This window comes from Streptomyces sp. RK62 (assembly GCF_018070255.1).
Classification (GTDB): domain Bacteria; phylum Actinomycetota; class Actinomycetes; order Streptomycetales; family Streptomycetaceae; genus Streptomyces; species Streptomyces nigra.
On sequence record NZ_JAGPYD010000001.1, the window covers coordinates 578,305 to 597,161 of the forward strand.

17 protein-coding genes and 1 pseudogene are annotated in these 18,857 nt (G+C 71.4%); 7 read left to right on the forward strand and 11 right to left on the reverse strand.

The features are described from left to right. Positions 1 to 428: 428 nt before the first annotated feature. A complete protein-coding gene (locus tag KBY32_RS02525; RefSeq protein ID WP_210978661.1) occupies positions 429 to 1,220 on the forward strand; it encodes a sigma factor in 792 nt (263 codons plus the stop codon). Positions 1,221 to 1,260: 40 nt separating this feature from the next. On the opposite strand, the gene KBY32_RS02530 is transcribed toward KBY32_RS02525, so the two are convergent. Beyond that, a complete protein-coding gene (locus KBY32_RS02530) occupies positions 1,261 to 2,187 on the reverse strand; it encodes an RNA polymerase sigma-70 factor (protein WP_210978662.1) in 927 nt (308 codons plus the stop codon). A gap of 379 nt (positions 2,188 to 2,566) precedes the next feature. On the opposite strand from KBY32_RS02530, the gene KBY32_RS02535 reads away from it, so the two are divergent. Beyond that, a complete protein-coding gene (locus KBY32_RS02535) occupies positions 2,567 to 2,833 on the forward strand; it encodes a WhiB family transcriptional regulator (protein ID WP_210978663.1) in 267 nt (88 codons plus the stop codon). A 73-nt stretch (positions 2,834 to 2,906) separates the two neighbouring features. Here KBY32_RS02535 and KBY32_RS02540 read toward each other — a convergent pair whose 3' ends face one another. From KBY32_RS02540 to KBY32_RS02550, 3 genes are all read right to left on the reverse strand, one after another. Continuing rightward, positions 2,907 to 3,512, reverse strand: a complete 606-nt coding sequence (locus tag KBY32_RS02540; protein WP_210978877.1) for a YceI family protein — start codon at positions 3,510 to 3,512, stop codon at positions 2,907 to 2,909. A 120-nt stretch (positions 3,513 to 3,632) separates the two neighbouring features. Further along, positions 3,633 to 4,382, reverse strand: a complete 750-nt coding sequence (locus tag KBY32_RS02545) for an SDR family oxidoreductase (RefSeq protein WP_210978664.1) — start codon at positions 4,380 to 4,382, stop codon at positions 3,633 to 3,635. A gap of 153 nt (positions 4,383 to 4,535) precedes the next feature. Continuing rightward, positions 4,536 to 6,266: an FAD-dependent oxidoreductase gene (locus KBY32_RS02550; protein WP_210978665.1), complete on the reverse strand. Its 1,731-nt coding sequence runs from the start codon at positions 6,264 to 6,266 to the stop codon at positions 4,536 to 4,538. Between the two features lie 170 nt (positions 6,267 to 6,436). Here KBY32_RS02550 and fdxA point away from each other — a divergent pair, with 170 nt between their 5' ends. Then, positions 6,437 to 6,826: a ferredoxin gene (gene fdxA, locus KBY32_RS02555; RefSeq protein WP_210978666.1), complete on the forward strand. Its 390-nt coding sequence runs from the start codon at positions 6,437 to 6,439 to the stop codon at positions 6,824 to 6,826. Positions 6,827 to 6,853: 27 nt separating this feature from the next. On the opposite strand, the gene KBY32_RS02560 is transcribed toward fdxA, so the two are convergent. Together KBY32_RS02560 and KBY32_RS02565 are read right to left on the reverse strand one after the other, a co-directional pair. Continuing rightward, the gene (locus KBY32_RS02560) at positions 6,854 to 7,351 is read right to left on the reverse strand and encodes an Ohr family peroxiredoxin (protein WP_210978667.1); all 498 of its coding nucleotides are present in this window, start codon (positions 7,349 to 7,351) and stop codon (positions 6,854 to 6,856) included. Positions 7,352 to 7,474: 123 nt separating this feature from the next. Continuing rightward, entirely contained in the window at positions 7,475 to 8,371 is an 897-nt protein-coding gene (locus tag KBY32_RS02565) for an RNA polymerase sigma-70 factor (protein ID WP_210978668.1), read from the reverse strand. A gap of 215 nt (positions 8,372 to 8,586) precedes the next feature. Here KBY32_RS02565 and KBY32_RS02570 point away from each other — a divergent pair, with 215 nt between their 5' ends. Then, positions 8,587 to 9,243 (forward strand): DUF5134 domain-containing protein, encoded by a 657-nt coding sequence (locus tag KBY32_RS02570; protein WP_210978669.1) that lies wholly within the window; start codon positions 8,587 to 8,589, stop codon positions 9,241 to 9,243. A gap of 6 nt (positions 9,244 to 9,249) precedes the next feature. Here the strand turns inward: KBY32_RS02570 and KBY32_RS02575 are convergent, their stop codons facing one another. The 5 genes from KBY32_RS02575 to KBY32_RS02595 all read right to left on the reverse strand — a co-directional run bounded on the left by KBY32_RS02575 (position 9,250) and on the right by KBY32_RS02595 (position 14,681). Continuing rightward, positions 9,250 to 10,635: an aldehyde dehydrogenase family protein gene (locus KBY32_RS02575; RefSeq protein WP_210978670.1), complete on the reverse strand. Its 1,386-nt coding sequence runs from the start codon at positions 10,633 to 10,635 to the stop codon at positions 9,250 to 9,252. Beyond that, positions 10,635 to 11,735 (reverse strand): phenazine antibiotic biosynthesis protein, encoded by a 1,101-nt coding sequence (locus KBY32_RS02580; RefSeq protein ID WP_210978671.1) that lies wholly within the window; start codon positions 11,733 to 11,735, stop codon positions 10,635 to 10,637. The genes KBY32_RS02575 and KBY32_RS02580 overlap by 1 nt, the downstream gene beginning before the upstream one ends. Positions 11,736 to 11,826: 91 nt before the next feature. Then, entirely contained in the window at positions 11,827 to 12,570 is a 744-nt protein-coding gene (locus KBY32_RS02585; RefSeq protein WP_210978672.1) for a PIG-L deacetylase family protein, read from the reverse strand. Then, positions 12,567 to 13,829, reverse strand: a complete 1,263-nt coding sequence (locus KBY32_RS02590) for an NAD(P)/FAD-dependent oxidoreductase (RefSeq protein ID WP_210978673.1) — start codon at positions 13,827 to 13,829, stop codon at positions 12,567 to 12,569. The genes KBY32_RS02585 and KBY32_RS02590 overlap by 4 nt, the downstream gene beginning before the upstream one ends. A gap of 57 nt (positions 13,830 to 13,886) precedes the next feature. Continuing rightward, on the reverse strand, positions 13,887 to 14,681 hold the full coding sequence (locus tag KBY32_RS02595; protein WP_210978674.1) for a class I SAM-dependent methyltransferase: 795 nt from the start codon (positions 14,679 to 14,681) through the stop codon (positions 13,887 to 13,889). Between the two features lie 177 nt (positions 14,682 to 14,858). Here KBY32_RS02595 and KBY32_RS02600 point away from each other — a divergent pair. The 3 genes and pseudogenes from KBY32_RS02600 to KBY32_RS02610 all read left to right on the forward strand — a co-directional run bounded on the left by KBY32_RS02600 (position 14,859) and on the right by KBY32_RS02610 (position 18,821). Further along, positions 14,859 to 15,799: pseudogene (locus tag KBY32_RS02600) on the forward strand (NAD(P)-dependent oxidoreductase). Between the two features lie 331 nt (positions 15,800 to 16,130). Continuing rightward, positions 16,131 to 17,750, forward strand: coding sequence for a cytochrome bc complex cytochrome b subunit (locus tag KBY32_RS02605; RefSeq protein ID WP_210978675.1), 1,620 nt, complete (start codon positions 16,131 to 16,133; stop codon positions 17,748 to 17,750). Positions 17,751 to 17,978: 228 nt separating this feature from the next. Continuing rightward, complete coding sequence (locus KBY32_RS02610) at positions 17,979 to 18,821, forward strand: alpha/beta fold hydrolase (RefSeq protein ID WP_210978676.1); 843 nt, start codon at positions 17,979 to 17,981, stop codon at positions 18,819 to 18,821. Positions 18,822 to 18,857: the final 36 nt, after the last annotated feature.

Consider the following 18,857-nt stretch of genomic DNA (forward strand, 5'->3'; position numbering starts at 1 on the left):
GACATCGCATTGACCGAGCAGTGCCGAGCGCTGTGACAGCCCTGTGTGAGCTCGCGGGTCACCGCGGTGTGCAACCGGGGTCGGCGGCGTCGCCGGGGGTGTGCCGTGCCAGGGACCTGCCGCTGACGCCGGGACCACCTGGAGGCGACTGAGCGACTCCAGGGTCCGAAAGGGGTGTGGAGGAGGCGGCCATGGGTAGAAGGCCGGCATGGCAGGCCCGTCCGCTGATGCACACTCATGTGCCTCGGACGCAACGTCAGACAGTGTGACCGCGTGAAAGTGTGTTCTGCGGCGTAGGCGCGGCGGAATCGCTCGCGCAGGCCCCGGGACATGGATGCGGCCGTCGCGGTGCCGCGGGTAACGTGGCGGTGGGGGGCGATGCGGCGACCGCGTTCAGGCGAACGGGACGTCCAGGAGACGGAGACGGTATGGAACCAGTCGCGGACACCATGCAGATCGGGGAGCTGCTCGACGAGCGGCGGCATCTGCGGGACGTCGCGCACTGGATGCTGGGCGACGGCGCCACCGCCGAGCACGTCACCGACGAGGCGTACGGGGAGTGGTACAGGCTCTCCGAGCAGCAGCGGGGCCGCATAGGGGCGCCGCGGGCCTGGCTGACGCGAGCCGTGGGGAGCATCGCCATGGCACGGCTGGGCCTCTCAGGGGCGTCGGACACGTCGACACCCGCCGAGCGAGCCGCACTCGTGATCGACGACGTCTTCGGCGATGTGGCCGGAGGATCCGCGACCACCGCGGAACAGGCCGCCCGCGGACGGCGGGGACCGGCGGACCTCGAGCCGTCGGGCCGAGCCCGGCACAGTCTCCGCGCCAGGACCGCGCGCCCCGCGTCGTCGGGCGTACAGGCCGACGTGGTCGACGCCGTACGGCAGGCGTGCGTCGACGGGGACGCGGACCGTCTGACCGATTTGCTGCACCCCGACGCTGTCGCGTTCTACGACGGCGGAGGCAAGGTCCGTGCACTGACCCGCCCTGTCGTCGGCGGCCCACGGGTCGCCCGGAGTCTCAGGACGCTGCTGGCCCGCCACCCCCGCACCACCCTGCACACCGGAGCGGTCAACGGGCGCACCGGTCTCGTCGCCCGGTACGACGGCCGGGTCGCGGCCGTGGTCTGCCTCGACGTGGCCGGCTCACGAGTCGTCCAGGTCTGGGCCGTGCTCAATCCCGACAAGCTGCGCTCGTGGAACCGCCCCCGCCCCTGACGTGCCGGGGCCCGCGCCCCGCCCGCGTCCGGGGGTGCGCTCAGACGCAGAGGGCGGCTGCGGAGCGGTGACGGGAGCGGGAGTCCAGGAAGGCGGCGATCTTGGCCGGATTGAAGACCCACATCACCTGGTGAATGCCACGCGGCGTGGCCGCGACCGTCATGAAGGTGGCGGGCCGGCCGTCCCTGTGGAGCAGAACGCCACCCCGTCCGTTGGCCTCGACCGGTTCGGCCTCGACCGTGGGCCAGAACCGCGGGTGCGCCGTGGACAGGTTCGCCACGCGCGCACGGCCCAGGACGGGCAGCCGAGCCGCTCCCCGGATGCCGTTGCCGTCGGACAGGCTGACCGCGTTCGGGGTGAGCAGTGATTCCAGGCCGGCGACGTCGCCCTGCTGGGCGGCGGCGACGAAGGCGTGGAGCAGCGTCCGGTGCTCGGTGGCGTCGACGCTGTCCCGCTGGTCGTCGGCGAGGTGTTTGCGCGCCCGGCTCACGATCTTGCGTACGTTGACGGGGGTGAGCCCCAGGATGCGCGCGATCTCGGGGTAGGCGTAGTCGAACGCCTCCCTCAGGACGTAGGCGGCGCGCTCGGTCGGGGAGAGCTTCTGCAGCACCAGGAGGAGGGCCAGTTCCAGCGCCTCCGCCCGCTCGGCGCCGACCTCCGGGTCGTTGCTGGTGTCGACGGGCTCCGGGAGCCACGGACCGATGTAGGTCTCGCGGCGGACCCGGGCCGACTGGGCCACGTTGATGGCCAGCCGGGTGGTGGTGCTCGACAGGAACGCGACGGGGCTGATCACGACGGCGCGGTCGGTCCGCTGCCAACGCAGCCACACCTCCTGCACGACGTCCTCGGCCTCCACCGCACTGCCCAGCACGCGGTAGGCGATGCCGAACAGACGGGGCCGGAGCGCCACGAAGACGGAGACGGCCTCACTCAGGTCGCCTTCCACGGGGGTCGCCTCTGGATGCATGATCCCGGGTCTCCGTTCTGTTGCCGGTATGTGCGGAGACGGTCGCTCGACTTTTCGTCGCCGCCGCCGGAGCGCTGGCCCGGCGTACCGAGGGATCGGCGGGGCGCTGTGCTCTCCTTCACCCCGAATGACCGGCGGCACCGTCGTTTCGTAACACCTTTGTGCGGGGTACTTCGGCGGGCCTTCCGGACCGGTCGGCCGCCCGTGTTCGGAGACGGTCGCGTCGCGGCGGGCTCTGGTCCGGGGGAATGTCACATCCGTGCCGACCGTCCGGTCTTCCAGTGAAAAGAGACTTTGCCCGACCCGCATTGATGCGGCGTTCCCCCACGCGCCGCGTCACTCCCCGATCGGTATCCGTTCCTCATACAGGAGACATTCCATGGACTGGCGTGTAAGGGGCCTCTGCCTGACCGAAGACCCCGATCTCTTCTTCCCGGTCGGCAATGCCGGCAGTGGGCCGGTGACGGTGCAGACGGACGAGGCGAAGGCCGTCTGCCGTCATTGCCCCGTCACCCGGCAGTGTCTGGCATGGGCCGTCGCCGCCGGGCCGGTCGAGGGCATCTGGGGAGGCACCACGGAAGGGGAGCGCCGTGCCCTGCGGCGGCGCGAGGTGCGGGGATCGCATGCCACGAGGAGCGCTGCCTGAGCGGGCCGGATGCCGATGCGGGTGGGCGGGGACGATCTTCCAATCGTCCCCGCCCACCCGCATCGGCATCCGGTCAGGCCGCGGTGTCCGCCGCTTCCTGCTCGGACCGTACGGCCGAGATGTCCAGGGTCAGGGTCACCTTGTCGCCGATGAACACACCCCCCGTGTCGAGCGGTGTGTTCCAGGCCAGCCCCCAGTCCGAACGTCGCAGGGTGGCGGTGCCCGCGAAGCCGACCCGGTGATGGCCGGAGGCGTCGTCACCGGACCCGCCGAAGACGACGTCGATGTCCAGGGGCAGCTCGACGTCCTTGATGCGCAGGCCTCCCGAGAGGCGGAACTCGTCGTCGCCGAGCGGGGTGATGCCCGTGGAGTGGAAGGCCATCAGGGGGAACGTCGCGGAGTCGAAGAAGTCGGGCCCCGCCAGGTGCGCGTCGCGGTCCGCCACGCCCGTGTCCAGGCTGTCGGTCTGGACGCTCACGTAGGCCTTGGAACGGGACGGGTCGGAGCCGTCGAGCAGGAGAAGGCCCTCGAAGCGGTCGAACCGGCCCCGGACATTGGTGATCATGGCGTGCCGGACGGAGAAGCCGATCGTGCTGTGGAGCGGGTCGATGGTGTAGGCCCCGGTCACGGCCGGGTGCGCACCGAGAGAGGGGGAAGTGGCTCTGTCGCGTCTTGTCAGCATGGTGGGTCTGCTTCCTTGGTGGAGGTGAACGAAAAGGGCCCGCCGCGCCGCGGTGCGGACGACAGGCCCCTTGAGGTGGGTGGCGGGCCTCCGTCACAGGACCCGCCGTCCCCTGGCTCAGCGCTGCTGCTGCGCGAGCCAGTCGGCGAACCGGGTCTCGGCGATGTGCGCGTCCGGACCGGGGAGCAGCGTGGTCTCCTGCAGTTCCGCACCGAAGTACGGGGCGTGCACGTCGGTCACGACCTGGCGCGGGTCCTTCTTGGCGGCCAGCCCCTTGCGGATCAACTCGTCGAGCTGGAACTCCTCGGGGCCGGCGACCTCGACCACCCCGCCCACGGGGGTGCCGACCGCCGTGCGGCCGACGGCGGCGGCGACGTCGTCCGAGAAGACGGGCCGGATCTTGACCGGGGCCAGCCGGACGGTGTCACCGTCGGTCGCCGCCTCGGCGATGCCCTTCATGAACTCGAAGAACTGCGTGGCGTGCACGATCGAGTAGGGGATGCCCGAGTCCTTGATCAGGCCCTCCTGCATCTGCTTGGCGCGGAAGTAGCCGCTCTCCTGGAGCCGCTCCGTGCCGACCACGGAGAGCGCCACATGGTGGGTCACTCCGGCGTTCGCCTCCGCCTTCAGGAGGTTGGTGGTGGAGGTGCGGAAGAACTCCATGACGGCGTCGTCCTCGAAGGAGGGGGAGTTGGAGACGTCGACCACGACCGAGGCGCCGGTCAGCACCTCGGCGAGTCCCTCGCCGGTGAGCGTGTTCACACCGGTGTTGGGAGCGGCGGGCACGGCCTCGTGACCGTGCTCGTTGAGCTTGGCGACCAGCTTGGAGCCGATCAGCCCGGTACCGCCGATGACTACGACCTTCATGTGAATATCCTTTCGCGGGAAATATGCGATGTCGCCTGACGCAGATAAGACCGGGTGCTCGCTTCTTGTGTGACAAGGGAGCTGCCTTTTCGGTCTTTCCGGTGTGTCAGCCGTGTTGACGACGCCCTGGCTTTTCCGGTGATCGGAAAACTGTCACTCGACGAGCTTTCCCTCGGTGGAGACCTCCCCCATGAGGGACGCGATCTCGTCCGGGACGGCGGGAATGCGTTCGTGGGTGATCCCGGTCGTCGGAGACCAGACCAGGTTCACGCGGAACGCGGGATCCGTGTCGGGGAAGTCGCTGCGGTTGTGACAGCCACGGGTCTCCCGGCGTTCCAGGGCGGCTTCGAGCGTGGCGCGGGCCGCCAGGGCGGCCGACTTGAGGTCGAAAGCGTGGGCGAGGTCCTGGAAGCCGGCGATGTCGGGGTGGACGCCGACGTCCCGCATGCGCTTCTCGATGGCGTCCAGCTCGGCAAGGCCGGTGCGCAGACCCTGTTCGTCCCGGACGACACCGGCGTGCTCGGTCATGGTGTTGCGGATCGCGCGCTGGAGCGCCCGGACGTTCTCGGGCCCGTCCGCGGCGAGCATCTCGTCGACCTCGGCACGCGCCTCGGCCACGGCGGCCGCGGATCGGGGCTGCGCGGTGAGTGACTCCGAGTAGGCCGCCGCGGCCTGGCCGGTGATGCGGCCGTAGACGAGGAGTTCGATCAGGCTGTTGCCGCCGAGGCGGTTGGCGCCGTGCAGGCCGCTGGCGGCCTCCCCGATGGCGTACAGGCCGCGTACGTCGGTGCTGTGGTCCTCGGGACGGACCCAGACGCCGCCCATCGAATAGTGCGCTGTGGGCGCCACCTCGATGGGTTCCCGGGTGATGTCGAGCATCTGGAGGTCGAGCAGCGTCTGGTAGACCCGGGGCAGCCGGTTCATGATCGTCTGGCGGGGCAGGTGCGAGACGTCGAGCCAGACCCCGCCGTTCGCGGTGCCCCGACCTTCCTTGATCTCGGTGTACGAGGCGAGCGCCACGCGGTCGCGGGTGGACAGTTCCATGCGCTCGGGGTCGTAGCGGTCCATGTACCGCTCGCCGAGGGCGTTGCGCAGGATGCCGCCCTCACCGCGGGCGGCCTCGCTGACCAGGGTGCCCGCGGCGTTCTCCGGTTCGATGATGCCGGACGGGTGGAACTGGACCAGCTCGGGATCGCGCAGGCGGGCCCCGGCGTCGACGGCCAGGCGGAAGGAGTCGCCGGTGTTCTCGTCCCGGCGCGACGAGGTGCGCCGCCAGATGCGCGTGTGCCCGCCGGCCGCGAGGATCACGGCGTCCGCGTGGACGAGGTGGCGGGTGCCGTCGGTGAGGTCGAAGCCGTAGGCCCCGAAGACGGCACCGTCGTGGACCAGGAGACGCGTGATGTACACGCTGTCGAGCACCGGTATGTCCAGCTGATTCGCGCGCCGGATCAGGGTGCGCTGGATCTCCAGGCCGGTGTAGTCCCCGGCGAAGGCGGTACGGCGGAACGTGTGGGCGCCGAAGAAGCGCTGCGAGATGCGGCCGTCCTCTTCCCGGGCGAAGGCCATGCCGTACCGCTCCAGGTCGTCGATGCCCAGGGCGGCGCCCCGGGTGACGATCTCCGCCGTACGGGGGTCCCCGAGCAGATAGCTCTCCTTGAGAGTGTCCGCGGCGTGCTGCTGCCAGGTGTCCTCGGGGTCCATCGTGGAGAGGGCCGCGTTGATGCCGCCCGCGGCCAGGGAGGTGTGGGTGTCCTCCTTGGGACGCTTGCCGACCGCGATGACGTCGACGCCGGCCTCGGCCAGCTCGATCGCCGCCCGCAGGCCGGACCCGCCGGTACCGATCACCAGCACGGTGGTGGAAAGACGTTGTTCGGTGAGAGGCACGCTTGCTCCCGTCGCTCTGGGTGGTCACTGACTAGGACCGCGCCAGGCCGCGGTTTGTGACACGGCAGCGCCCGTGTCACACCATGCCGGGGTCCCCGGTCAACCGGACAACCCGACAACCGCGCGAGCAGGCGCCGGGAGATGTCCGCCGGCCGAAGAGGGGAAGACGGATGACGTACGTCATCGCACAGCCGTGCGTCGACATCATGGACCGGGCCTGTGTCACCGAGTGCCCTGTGGACTGCATCTACGAGGGTGCCCGCACCCTCTACATCAACCCGCAGGAGTGCGTCGACTGCCACGCGTGTGAGCCCGTCTGCCCCGTGGAGGCCATCTTCCACGAGCACGACCTGCCGGAGCACTGGGCCCATTACCTCGCCGTCAACGCGGAGTACTTCGAGGAGGCCGCCTGCCCGCCGGGCGAACGGTGTGACGCGGTCGGCGATCACCCGGTGGTCGCGGCACTGCCCCCGCAGAACGCCGTGCACAAGAAGGAGATCAGCGTCTTCACCGTCGCCAAGGAGGAAGCGGCCGACGCGGACCTGTGGTTCCCCCTCTGAACGGCGGCCGCCACCGCGCGTGCCAGGTCAGGAGGCGAGTGTGATGGTGGTGGGCGTTCCTCTCCACGCCATGCGGGCGTAGGGACACAGCGCGTCGGCCTTCTCGATCAGCTCACCGGCCGTCCCGGGATCGACACCGGGCCACCGCACCACCAGATCGACGTGCAGAAGGTAGCCGCCGTCCGCCGGGTCCCGGCCGAAGGCGACGGTCGCCACGACGGAGATCGCCGCGGGGTCCAGCGCCTCCTGCCGCGCGAGCAGACTCAACGCGCCGTGGAAGCACGCGGCGAAACCGGCCGCGAAGAGCTGCTCGGGGTTCGTCCCCCGGCCGTCACCCCCCAGCTCGGCCGGCATCCGCAGATCCAGGTCCAGGGCCCCGTCGGCCGAGCGTGCGTGGCCGGAGGCCCGCCCGTGCGAAGCCGCACCACCGTGCACGGTCACCGTGGTGGTGTAGATGGGTGAGAACTCCTCCCCGTCGAAATCCTTCTCGGTCGACAGGGTGGGCAACTGGATCCGCTCGGTCACTGCATGACTCCGGTGTCGTCGTGGTGCGCGGTCCCGACAGGCGTCCGGGACTACTGGATGACCGACGAGCGACCGCTCCTGTGACGCCGGCCCGGCCGGCGGCCGGGAACCGCCGACACCAGGTCAGTCGTGCAGAGAGGCCACGTAGGGCGCCAGCTTGGCCGGGTTCATCACCCACATGAGCCGGTCGATGCCGTCCGTCGAGATGTCGGCGCTCAGCAGGGCGACGGCCTCCTCGCCGGAGAGGACCAGAACGGCCGGCCGGCCGTTCGCCTCGACCCACCGGACCCGCGACTGCGGCCAGAAGCGCGGAGCGAAGGCCACGAGGTAGTGCGAGACATGGGGCCGCCCGATGACCGGGATCCTCGACGCGCCGCGGATCCCGTTGCCGTCCGTGTAGCTGACGACGTCGGCGGTGAGCACGTCCTCCAGGACCGACAAATTGCCCGTCCGCGCCGCGGAGAGGAAGACCTCCAACAGTCGCCGGTGGGCCGTCGGCGTCACGGTTTCCTTGCGTTCGGCGGCCAGGTGCTTGCGCCCCCGGCTCACCAGTTGACGGGAGTTGGCCTCGCTGGTCTCCAGGATCTCGGCGATCCGTCCGTAGGGGTAGTCGAACGCCTCCCGGAGCACGTAGGCCGCGCGCTCCACGGGGTTCAGCTTCTCCAGCAGCAGGAGAACCGCCATCTCCAGGGCCTCGGCCCGCTCCGCGCCCAGGTGCGGATCCTGCGTGGTGTCGACGGGCTCGGGCAGCCAGGGCCCCACGTAGGACTCCCGGCGCGCCCGCGCGGACTGGGCCACATTGATCGCCAGTCTCGTGGCCACCGTGGTCAGGAAGGCGGCCGGTTCCCGTACCTTCGAACGGTCGGTGCTCTGCCACCGCAGCCAGGTCTCCTGGACGATCTCCTCGGCCTCCGCCGCGCTGCCCAGGACCCGGTACGCGATGCCGAAGAGTTGCGGGCGCGCAGAGAGAAAGTCCTCCGTCGCCTGATCAAGCGTGCCTGGTGGGGCGCCAGCGTGCATGGAACATCCCTTCTGGCCTCGTGCACCCCATGCTACAAGCGGCCCTCTGCGGGCGCGTGGGTGGAGGGGTGCACACACGGCCCCCTCCACCCCACCGGTGGCACACCGTGGCAACGCCTCACTCCCCGAAATGGTGTTCCCTTCCAGACACTGTCACGGATCGATCGCGCACCCGGTCAGGTCGGCGAAGTGTCGTGGACCAGGAGGAGTACACCGTGTCGGACAGGACGCCGGCTCTCGACGCCGTGCACGGCATGCTGACGCTGTTGTTCACCGTCGTGGCCCTGCATGTGCTCTGGCACGGTGTCCGGTCACGGCGTGCGGGTCGCCGTGATCGGGTGGACCTCCTCCTGCACTTCGCCATGGCGGCGGCCATGGCGGCCATGCCCTGGAGTCTCGGCCGGCCCCTGTCCGGCCGCGGCATGGCGCTGCTGTTCACCGCCGCCGCGCTGTGGTTCCCGCTGACCGCCTTCCGGCACCTCGGCCGTCCGGGCCGCCGTCCGGATGCGGCGGGTACGGCCGCGGACCTCGCCGACCGTCTGCCGCCCGCCGCCGGCATGGCGGCGATGGCCTGGATGTCGAGGCACGGCGCCGCCGACATTCCCGAGACCCTGGCCGCGGGCGCCCTGTCGGCGCACCCCACCGCGCCCCACGGTCATGCCGCGGCCACCCCGACGACGGCGACCCTGGTCACCGCCGTACTGGCGGTCTGTCTCCTCGGCTGCGCCGTACGGTCGTTGACACGCCCGATGCCCGCGTTGCGGACCGCCACGGACACCGCGCACCGCGCCGCCGCCACGGACCCGTACGGGCACGTGCGCGACGGCGCGACGTCGCTGGGGACGGCCGTGATGCTGCTGCTGCCCCACTGACGGTCGTCACTCGGCCCCGACCACGGCCTTGCCGCGCATCAGGAAGTCCGACAGGTACCCGTCGTGGGGCACTCCCGGAGCCATCCAGTACGTCGGGTGGTCCCCGACGTACACATTGGCGATGGTGGGTTCCGCCACCAACGCGTCGAGCAGGGCACGGTCCCTGGAGAGGACGGAGAGCACGAGTGTGCCCCGCAGCGGGGCGATGCCGTCCGAACGGCTCCAGGGCGCCACCCACACACAGGGGAAGGGGAGTTCGGCGCCGACCTGCGGGGCACCGGCGTCGCCGACCTGGTGGACGGCCGGCCGCAGGACGGCACTGCCGTCCCCCAGGTCGTCGACGATGCCGTCACCACCGAGCCAGGCCAGGGACCCCGCCGCCACCGACCTCAGATAGGAGTCGAGGGCCCGGGCCCGGTCCAGTGGGCACACCGGGAGCACCGCCCGGCTGTCCTGCGGCGGCAGACCCGGCAGTTGGGACAGGCGAGCCGCGAGGGCCTCGGCCAGCGGTGCCGGGTCGCCCTCGACGAGGACGGCGGTGGCGTTGACGCACGCGGTGCCGGCCTCGTCGGCGACGGAGGCGACGATCATGTCCAGGTGCTCCCGCCAGTCCGTGTCCGCCGTGACGAGGATCTTCGTCCGGCCGGGACCCTGGGGGAGCACGCGGGCATCGTGGGCGTGACGGGAGACGACCTCGTCACCGCCGTACACCACCGCACGGTCGGCACCACGGATCAGCGTCCGCGCGGTCAGGTGGTCCGTGGGCAGCAGCGCCAGTCGGTCCTCGCCGACGCCCGCGCGGTGCAGCGCGCCGACCAGACGGTGCGGGGTGAACGGCTCGCGCCGCGACGGCCGGACGGCGACGCGGTAGCCCAGGGCCAGTGCCTCCACCCACAGCCGGTGGACCCCGGGATGATTGCCGGAGGCGTTGACGGCGAACACCTCGCCCCGGCGGGCCCACACGGCGTGCCCGGCCCCGAGGGAAGGGGCCCGGCGGTCCCGGACCGTTCCGAGCGGCCTGCCCTGCTCGGCGGAGGCACGGGCGCGGCTGACGAACCTCGCCGTGCCCCGTGTGGCGTCGCGCACCACGGACAGCGGGGTACCGGAGGTCCTGCTGACCAGGTACTCGTACTCGCGTACGCCCAGCCCGCCGACCGTACCGTTGGCGAACTCCTCCCCGGCCGCCTCCAGCAGCGCGTCCAGGCCGGCCGGCGGCACCGGCCCGGCCTTGCGCAGCGCGGCCAGCGCCCGGTCGACGTACACCGGCGGGACCAGGCTCAGTCGCGCCACCTCGGCACCGGACACATCCGTCACGATCTCCGGTGCACGGGTGCGGTAGGGGCCGCGGGGGCCCAGGGCGTCCAGGTACAGCGGCGCCGCGTCGTAGGCCATCAGTACACGCCCTCGATCACGGTCTCGCCCTTCACCCTGGACACCGGCGCCACGTCCGCCACGGCGTCCCCCGCCTGACCTTCCGAAGGCCGCACGCGCACGGCGGTGTCGCGCTCGGCGTTGTGGGGGATGAGCATCGACTTGCTGACATGACTGACGATCACCTGGCCGCGCTCGCCGACTCCGACGCGTTCCCCGGTGGCGGGGTCGACGACCGAGAGGAACACGTACGGCGACACCGGGTCGAAGACGCAGGGCTGCGAGGCGTCGGGACCGGCGCGTTCGACCAGTGCGGTGAGCATCATGGTGTTGCCGTACATGCCGATGAGCGGCACTTCGGGGAAGACCTCCGTGGCCAGCAGGTGACGGGTGTCGGGGTCCATGTGGGTGCCGCCCCAGACGATCGCCCGGGCCGAACCGTTGATCCGTTCCAGGAGGTCGTCCTCGCGGGCGAAGCGCTCCAGCAGAGGCGTGGTGGCGGCCAGGACACCGATGTCCTGGGTCAGCAGGATCCGCCGGCACTGTTCGACGAGGTGGTCGGTGTAGGCCTCGGCCTCGTCGTCGCGGCCTGCGGCGATCAGCTTCCTGACCCACCGGGGATCCATGTCGATGCCCAGTCCCGGGCCGCCGAGGGACGCCGCGGCCCGCTGCAGCACGTCCCCCACCAGATGCGGGCCGGTCGGTGCCACGGTCAGCCACTGGGTGCCCTCGGGCAGGCCGTGTTCCCGCAGACGCCCGTCGACCTGTGCGGTGCTGTGCCGCATCCAGTCCTCCAGCTGGACGACCCGCTTGGGCTCCCCGGTCGTCCCTCCGCTGTCGAAGACGTTGACCAGCCGGGGGTCGCCGCCGTACCCCCGGGGGATCAGGTCGGCCACCGGGACGTGGCGCAGCTCGTCGGTCAGATCGGGGAAGAGCGCCAGGTCGTCCACGCCCTCGACGTCCCGCAGCGGATCGAAGGCGAGCCGTTCGGCCCGGTCGAGCCAGTAGCGGGAGCCGGTCTCCGGGGCGAAGTGCCAGTGCACGGCCGCGCGCACGAACTCGTCCGGATCGACACCGTCGAACGGTCCGGCGTCCAGGACGGTGGGGGAGTCGTACGTCATGATCGGTCCTTCCTCGGCACGGGCCCGTGCGGCTGGCGGGGGTGGTGACGGGTACGGTGACGAGCGGCGCGCAGGGTACGCGGGCGCCCGGTCATCGGCTGAACAGTTCGAAGGCGACGGCGGGTGTGCCGGCGAACCGGGCGCGGTGGACGCCGGTGCTCTCGCCCAGGAAGCGGCGAGCGTACGTCTCGGGGTCCTCCTCGGTCAGGGCTTCGAGGTAGGTCCGGTGCCGCAGCAGGGACTGGACCCCCTGTTCGAAGCCTGCCTCGGCGGACACCGCGTGCGTCGGCGTCGGCGAGTTGGCGACGGCCACCCAGCGGACGCCGTCCCAGGGCCGCAGCCCCTGTTCGGTGAGTTCGGGAAAGATCCAGCGGTTGCCCGCGTCCGCCGCCGCGTCCAGGACGGCGCGTCCCACCGCGACGTGATCCGGGGTGTTCCAGGTTCCGGCGGCCCACGTGTCCCGGTGGTTGAGAGTGATCATCAGCTCAGGTCGGTGACGGCGTACGGCGGCGGCGATGTCGCGGCGCAGGGAGGTGCCGTACTCGATCACACCGTCCCGGTGGTCGAGGAACTCCACCCCACGGACACCGACCGCCGCGGCGGCGGCCCGCTGTTCCGCCTCGCGCAGGGGGCCGGCCCGACCGGGATCCAGGGTGTCGAGGCCGGCCTCACCGCGGGTGGCGAGCAGATAGGTGACCTGCCGGCCGTCGGCCACCCAGGAGGCCACGGCCGCTGAACACCCGTACTCGAGGTCGTCGGGGTGGGCCACCACCGCCAAGGCCCGCCGCCAGTCGGCCGGCATCGGGTGCAGCGGTGCGGGAGCCGTGCCGGTCATGTACGGTCCCCCGCCGGTCGCGCCTGCGCGGCCGGCAGGCTCTCCAGCGGGACCGAGGGATCGGCCAGTACGGCGTCGTCCACCCGGGCGCCCGACTCGATCAGGGCGCGGACCGTCCCGATCGCGTCCCACACGTTGACGCTCATCCCCGCGAGCACCCGGTCGCCGGCCATCCAGAACGCGAGGAACCGCCGTTCCTCCCGCGAGCCGCGGAAGACGACGCGGTCGTAGCCGCCCGGTTCGGCGTACCCGGTGTACTCCATGCCGAGGTCGTACTGGTCGGTGTAGAAGTACGGCAGCCGGTCGTACACCGCGTCGTGGCCGAGCATGCCCAGCGCGGCCGTACGGGGCTGATGCAGCGCGTTGGCCCAGTGCTCCACCCGCAGGTGCCGGCGGAGCCGGGGGTGGTAGGCGTTGGCGACGTCACCGGCGGCGTGGACACCGGCGGCGGAGGTCCGCAGGCGGGCGTCCGTCACGATGCCGTCGCGCACGTCGAGCCCCGCCTCCTCGGCGAGGCGGACGTTGGGCGTGACGCCCACGCCCACGACGACGGCGTCCGCGGGCAGGCGGGTGCCGTCGGCGAGCCGGACCCCGTCGACGCGGCCCCCGGCGCCGGTCACGGCCTCGATCCGGGTGTGGGGGCGCAGATCCACACCGTGTGCCCGGTGCAGAGCGGCGAAGACCTCGGCCGCCTCCCGACCCAGGACCTTCAGCAGGGGCAGCTCCCCGCGCTCCAGCACGGTCACCTCCGCGCCGGCCGCCCGGGCCGCAGCCGCCGTCTCCAGCCCGATCCAGCCACCGCCGACCACCGCGATCCGCGCACCTTCGGTGAACGCCGCCTTCAGGCGCTCGCTGTCACCCACGCGCCGCAGGTAGAGCACGCCGTCCAGGTCCGCGCCCGGCACCGACAGGCGGCGCGGGGAGGAACCGGTGGCCAGGAGCAGGGCCGCATAGGGCACCCGACGGCCGTCGTCCAGGGTCACCGCCCGGTCACGCGCGTCGACGGACGTCACGTTCGTGCCCAGGAGCAGATCGACGTCGTGTTCCCGGTACCAGCTCTCGGGATGCACGTGGATGGACTCGCGGTCCTCCTTGCCGAGCAGATAGCCCTTGGACAACGGCGGTCGGATGTAGGGCCGTTCCCGCTCGTCGCCGATGACGAGGAGCGGTCCGTCGTGGCCGTGCTCGCGCAGTTCCTCCGCAGCCTTCCCGGCGGCCAGGCCGCCTCCGACGATCACGAACGTTTTCACACGCGGCATGAGGTCCTGTCCCAGTCTGTGAGGGGCACACGCCGGACCGAGTGGTCCGGCCACCACTCAGACCGGGTTACGGCATACGGTGTGACACCGCCGCTCGGGCAGCCGTGTCACGGCCAGAACACGCGGATCGTCGTGGCCCGTCAGCGGGACGAAGCCGTGCCGTACCAGGTCGTCGACGATCCGGGCGCGGGAGGCGGGCCACATCCAGAACGACTCCGTGTGCTCCCGGAGCACATGCCGTCCGCTGCGCACCCAGTAGTCGACGCGGGTGTGGATGCGGTATCCCGCCGCGGACATCGCCATGCGTCCGCCGTACACGTGCGCGCCCACCCGCTGCTCCGGCAGGCGGCGCACGACGTCGCGAGGGGGCAGCAGAGCGGGCGGCGGCTCCAGGAAGAGGGTTCCCCCGGGGGTCAGGGCCGCGTGGATCGCCGGCCACAGCGCGTCCCGCGCGGCCGGTGGGAGACAGGCGATCGTGTTGTGGCACACGGCCACGTCCGCGGCCGCGTTCAGCGCCGCCTCGTCCAGGGCGTACGGGTGCACGGTCACCCGCTCGCGCTGACGCGCGGGCAGGGTGGCGAGGCGGGTGAGCAGGGCCGTGCGCATGGCTCGTGCGGGCTCCACCGCGTGCACGGCGACCGTCGACTCGGCCAGGCTCATCAGCGTGACCCGCCCGGTCCCGGCACCGATGTCCAGCACACCCAGACGGGCCCGCGCGACATGCGGGCCGTAGAGCTCGCGGACCCGTGCCGCGTCCTGGTCTGCCTGAAGAATGTCGTAGAACTCAGCGGTGACGGCGTAGGAGTCCGAGTCCGGCCGGGACAGCGGTGCTCCGGTGATGACGGGATGCATGTCCAGCTAGACAACGTGTGAGCCGGGCATGTGACAGCCGGGCCCCGCCTGTGGCCGACCTGGTCGGCTCGCGGTGACGCCCGTCACGGGGGGTGGGCTGTCACAGGTGCGTGGCACACGCAGTCAGTTCTCTGGTTCCGACTCGCTGAACCCGGAGGGAAAGCAGAACACGCCGTCATGACCGTGAGAACCCCGCAGGTATGGCTGCCCGCACAGCTCACCGATCTCACCGACCTGCCATACCTGGACTGGAGTACGCCCGCTGGGACGGCCGTTCGGCCTTCCCGTCGGACCCGGCGGAGGTTGAGTTCTACGCTCCGCCGCTGACCAAGGACATCGATGTCATCGGCAGACCTCTGCCCCTCATGACACGTCTGCGCGCGGTGCAGGCCCTCAGTTCCGGCACGGACGAACTGCGCGCCCAGCTGGACCGCGTCCCACGCGCCGTGACCTTGTGCAACGCGGGCGCAGTCCCCGCTCCGGGCACGGCCGAACTGGCCCTGGCCCTCATCCTCGCCTCACTTCGGGGCATACCGGAGTCGGCCCGCGCTCAGCAGGGCGGGGCGTGGATTCCCAGGGTCTTCCCGTCCCTGTACGGGCGGTCCGTGCTGATCGTCGGCTACGGCGCCGTCGGCTCCGCGCTGGAGGAACTGCTGGTGCCGTTCGGATGCGCGGTGACCCGTGTCGCCGGCGCCGGCCGGGACGCACCCCGGGGGCCCGTGTGTTCCGGCGCACGCCTGCCCGAGCTCGTGGCCGACGCCGATGTCGTCGTCCTCTCCACTCCGCTGACACCGCGGACCCGTCGGCTTTTCGACGCGGGCATGCTGGCCGGCATGAAGGACGGAGCCCTGCTCGTCAACGTGGCACGCGGGGCCGTCGTCGACACCGACGCCCTGCTGAAGGAGACCCACGAGGGCCGGTTGCGGGCCGCGCTCGACGTGACCGATCCAGAGCCGCTTCCGCCGGAACATCCGCTGCGGACGGCACCCGGCGTGCTGATCACGCCGCACGTCGGCGCGTTCACGTCGTCCCTGTGGCCCCGTCTGGAACAGCTCCTCCGACGCCAGTTGAGCCGTTTCGCCGCAGGTGAGGAGCTGGAGAACGTCGTGTCCCGCTGAGACCCCGCCCCGCTGGGCACATCGCCGGGCGGTCCCGCCGATGCCGTGCGCGCAGGCGCAGCGCATGTCACACCCACGCCCTCTCATCGGTCAGGTCGATGACAGCCGTACACGAATCACGCCGAACAGCGCCGGGCCGGACGAGTCGGATTCGTCGGGCCATACGTCAGCCGGACGCTCGCCCGGTCGGGCGGTCCGCAGGGGCGCCACCACACCCGCCACGGCCGCACGGCCGGCACCCCTCGCGCCGCGCCAGTGCCGTGTCCCAGCACGGAGCACACCGCCGCCGCGCCGGTGAGCCGCGGGTGACGCAGAAACGAAGGGTGAAGAGATGGGCCACGACAGCCGGCCGGTGGAGCCGGAGCAGAAGCGCACGGGGGACAGGCTCGCCCGATGGGCCGACAGCCGGCTGGGCCACCGCCGTGTCGCGCGCTCCGCCCGGCGCCTGGTCTTCCCCGACCACTGGTCGTTCCTGCTCGGAGAGATCGCGCTCTACAGCTTCGTGATCCTCCTGATCACCGGCGTTTATCTGAGCTTCTACTTCCACCCCTCCTCCGACCTCGTGGTCCACCAGGGCGGCTATGCGCCCCTGCGCGGGCAGTTGGTGTCGGAGGCCTTCGACTCGACCCTGCACATCTCCTTCGACGTCCGCGGCGGCCTGCTCGTCCGCCAGGCCCACCACTGGGCGGCTCTGGTCTTCGTCGCGGCCCTCCTCGTCCACCTGCTGCGGGTCTTCTTCACGGGCGCGTTCCGCAAACCGCGCGAACTGAACTGGGTGTTGGGGTTCGGGCTGCTCGTCCTCGCGATGTTCGGGGGGCTGACCGGCTACGACCTGCCGGGCGACCTGCTGTCCGGCACCGGCCTCCAGGTGGTGAACGGCACGATCCTGTCGATCCCCGTCGTCGGGACGTATCTGTCGTTCTTCCTCTTCGGCGGCGAGTTCCCCGGCGACGACCTGATCGCCCGCTTCAACACCCTGCACGTTTTGGTCATCCCCGCCCTCATGGTCGCCCTGATCGTCGCCCACGTGGCGCTGGCCGTGCGGCACCGCCACACGCAGTACCCCGGACCCGGCCGTACCCGCGACAATGTCGTCGGTCTCTCACCCAAGGTGTACGCCGTGAAGGCCGCCGGCTTCTTCTTCCTCGTGGCCGGCGTGATCTTCTTCATGGCCGCCGTCGCCGAGATCAACCCTGTCTGGGACTACGGGCCCTTCCGTCCCGACCAGGTCTCCGCCGGAAGCCAGCCCGACTGGTACATGGGCGTCGCCGACGGACTGCTGCGCGTCATGCCCGGCTGGGAGATCGACCTCTGGGGCCACACCCTGGCCCTGGACAACTTCCTGCCGCTGCTGGCCGGGGTGCTGATCTTCCTGGCCATGGGCGCCTATCCGTTCCTGGAGGCCTGGGTCACGGACGACGACCGTGAACAGCACCTGCTGGACCGGCCCCGCAACCGCCCGGTACGCACCGCCCTGGGCGTGGCGTGGATCAGCGTCTACGCGGTCGCCCTGATCGGCGCCGCCAACGACATCATCGCCACCCGCCTGCACGTCTCGGTCGACGCCGTGACCTGGGCCGTGCGCATCGGTCTCTTCGCCGTCCCGGTCCTGGCCTTCGTCGTCACCAAGCGCGTGGCCCTGGGACTGCAGCGCCGGGACCGCGATCTGGTGCTGCACGGCCGCGAGAGCGGCGTCATCAAGCGCCTGCCGCACGGCGAGTACGTCGAGGTCCACCAGCCCCTCGACCGGGCGCGCCTGCACACGTTGACCGCGCACGAGCAGTACCGGCCCCTGGACGCGGCATCCGCGCGCGGCGGGGACGGTGCCGTGCCCCGTCGCACCCGGCGTCTGCGCACCGGGCTCAGCGTCTTCCTCTACGGCCCCGGCACGCAGGTCCCCAAGCCCACGGCGACCGAACACGAGGAGATCACCGGTCGACACGGGTCCTGAACCCGAACACACCCCGCCGGAGGCCATCTTCACGACATGTCACACCTTCAACGGCTCTCCGGTCTCATGGGTGTAAAGGCGACACAACGTATGGCCGACGTGTCCGGGCCGCCCACCCGGCGGTCCGCACCCCGCGCCCCGCGCCCGTCGGCCCGAGCGGCCGCCCTTCCCCGCGAGCAGCCCTTGGGCGCCGCGAGAGCACCGATCCCGCCCCGAAAGGCATTCGACATGAACCTCATCCCCCGCGCCGGCCGTACTCGCACGGCGATGACCGTCCTGGCCGGAGCCGGCGTCGCCGCCGGCCTGCTCGTCACCACCGTCGCCCCGGCCTCCGCCGACAAGGGCACCACCGACCGGGGTCCCAAGCCCACCGTCGTCCTGGTCCACGGTGCCTTCGCCGACTCCACGAGCTGGAACGCCGTCATCGACAAGCTCCGGCACGACGGCTACCCGGTCGTCGCCGTCGCCAACCCGCTGCGCTCTCTGAGCGGCGACTCCGCCTACCTCAAGGACGTCCTGGCCGGCATCGACGGCCCCGTCGTCCTGGCCGGTCACTCCTACGGCGGTTCGGTGATCAGCAACGCCGCCACCGGCAACAAGAACGTCAAGGCGCTGGTCTACCTCGCCGCCTTCCTCCCCGAGAAGGGCGAGAGCGCGGGTGATCTGGCCGCACGCTTCCCGGGCAGCACCCTCGGCGAGGCGCTGCGCCCCGTGCCGGTGACGAACGCCGACGGTTCCCGGGGCACCGACCTCTACATCCAGAACGACAAGTTCCGCCAGCAGTTCGCCGCCGACGTGCCGCGCAACACGACCGACCTGATGACCGTCACCCAGCGACCGGTCACCGAGGCGGCCCTCGCTGAGGGAGCGGCCGAACCGGCCTGGAAGACCATCCCCTCCTGGGTCCTGGTCGCCACCCAGGACCGCAACATCCCCGCCGCGGCACAGGAGTTCATGGCCCGGAGGGCCGGCGCCACGACCACACAGGTGCGTGCGTCCCACGCGGTGAGCGTCTCGCAGCCCGGAAAGGTCACCGGCGTCATCGAGAACGCCGCCCGCTCGGTGCGCTGACCGCGCACCCGGTACTCGAAGGGCCGGCGGTTCACC

Coding starts and splice junctions, on each gene's coding strand:
- KBY32_RS02610 (WP_210978676.1), top strand. CDS start 17,979: ATGAACCTCATCCCCCGCGCCGGCCGTACTCGCACGGCGATGACCGTC.
- KBY32_RS02580 (WP_210978671.1), bottom strand. CDS start 11,735: ATGACGTACGACTCCCCCACCGTCCTGGACGCCGGACCGTTCGACGGT.
- KBY32_RS02575 (WP_210978670.1), bottom strand. CDS start 10,635: ATGGCCTACGACGCGGCGCCGCTGTACCTGGACGCCCTGGGCCCCCGC.
- KBY32_RS02605 (WP_210978675.1), top strand. CDS start 16,131: ATGGGCCACGACAGCCGGCCGGTGGAGCCGGAGCAGAAGCGCACGGGG.
- KBY32_RS02595 (WP_210978674.1), bottom strand. CDS start 14,681: ATGCATCCCGTCATCACCGGAGCACCGCTGTCCCGGCCGGACTCGGAC.
- KBY32_RS02585 (WP_210978672.1), bottom strand. CDS start 12,570: ATGACCGGCACGGCTCCCGCACCGCTGCACCCGATGCCGGCCGACTGG.
- KBY32_RS02545 (WP_210978664.1), bottom strand. CDS start 4,382: ATGAAGGTCGTAGTCATCGGCGGTACCGGGCTGATCGGCTCCAAGCTG.
- KBY32_RS02530 (WP_210978662.1), bottom strand. CDS start 2,187: ATGCATCCAGAGGCGACCCCCGTGGAAGGCGACCTGAGTGAGGCCGTC.
- KBY32_RS02565 (WP_210978668.1), bottom strand. CDS start 8,371: ATGCACGCTGGCGCCCCACCAGGCACGCTTGATCAGGCGACGGAGGAC.
- KBY32_RS02590 (WP_210978673.1), bottom strand. CDS start 13,829: ATGCCGCGTGTGAAAACGTTCGTGATCGTCGGAGGCGGCCTGGCCGCC.
- KBY32_RS02535 (WP_210978663.1), top strand. CDS start 2,567: ATGGACTGGCGTGTAAGGGGCCTCTGCCTGACCGAAGACCCCGATCTC.
- fdxA (WP_210978666.1), top strand. CDS start 6,437: ATGACGTACGTCATCGCACAGCCGTGCGTCGACATCATGGACCGGGCC.
- KBY32_RS02525 (WP_210978661.1), top strand. CDS start 429: ATGGAACCAGTCGCGGACACCATGCAGATCGGGGAGCTGCTCGACGAG.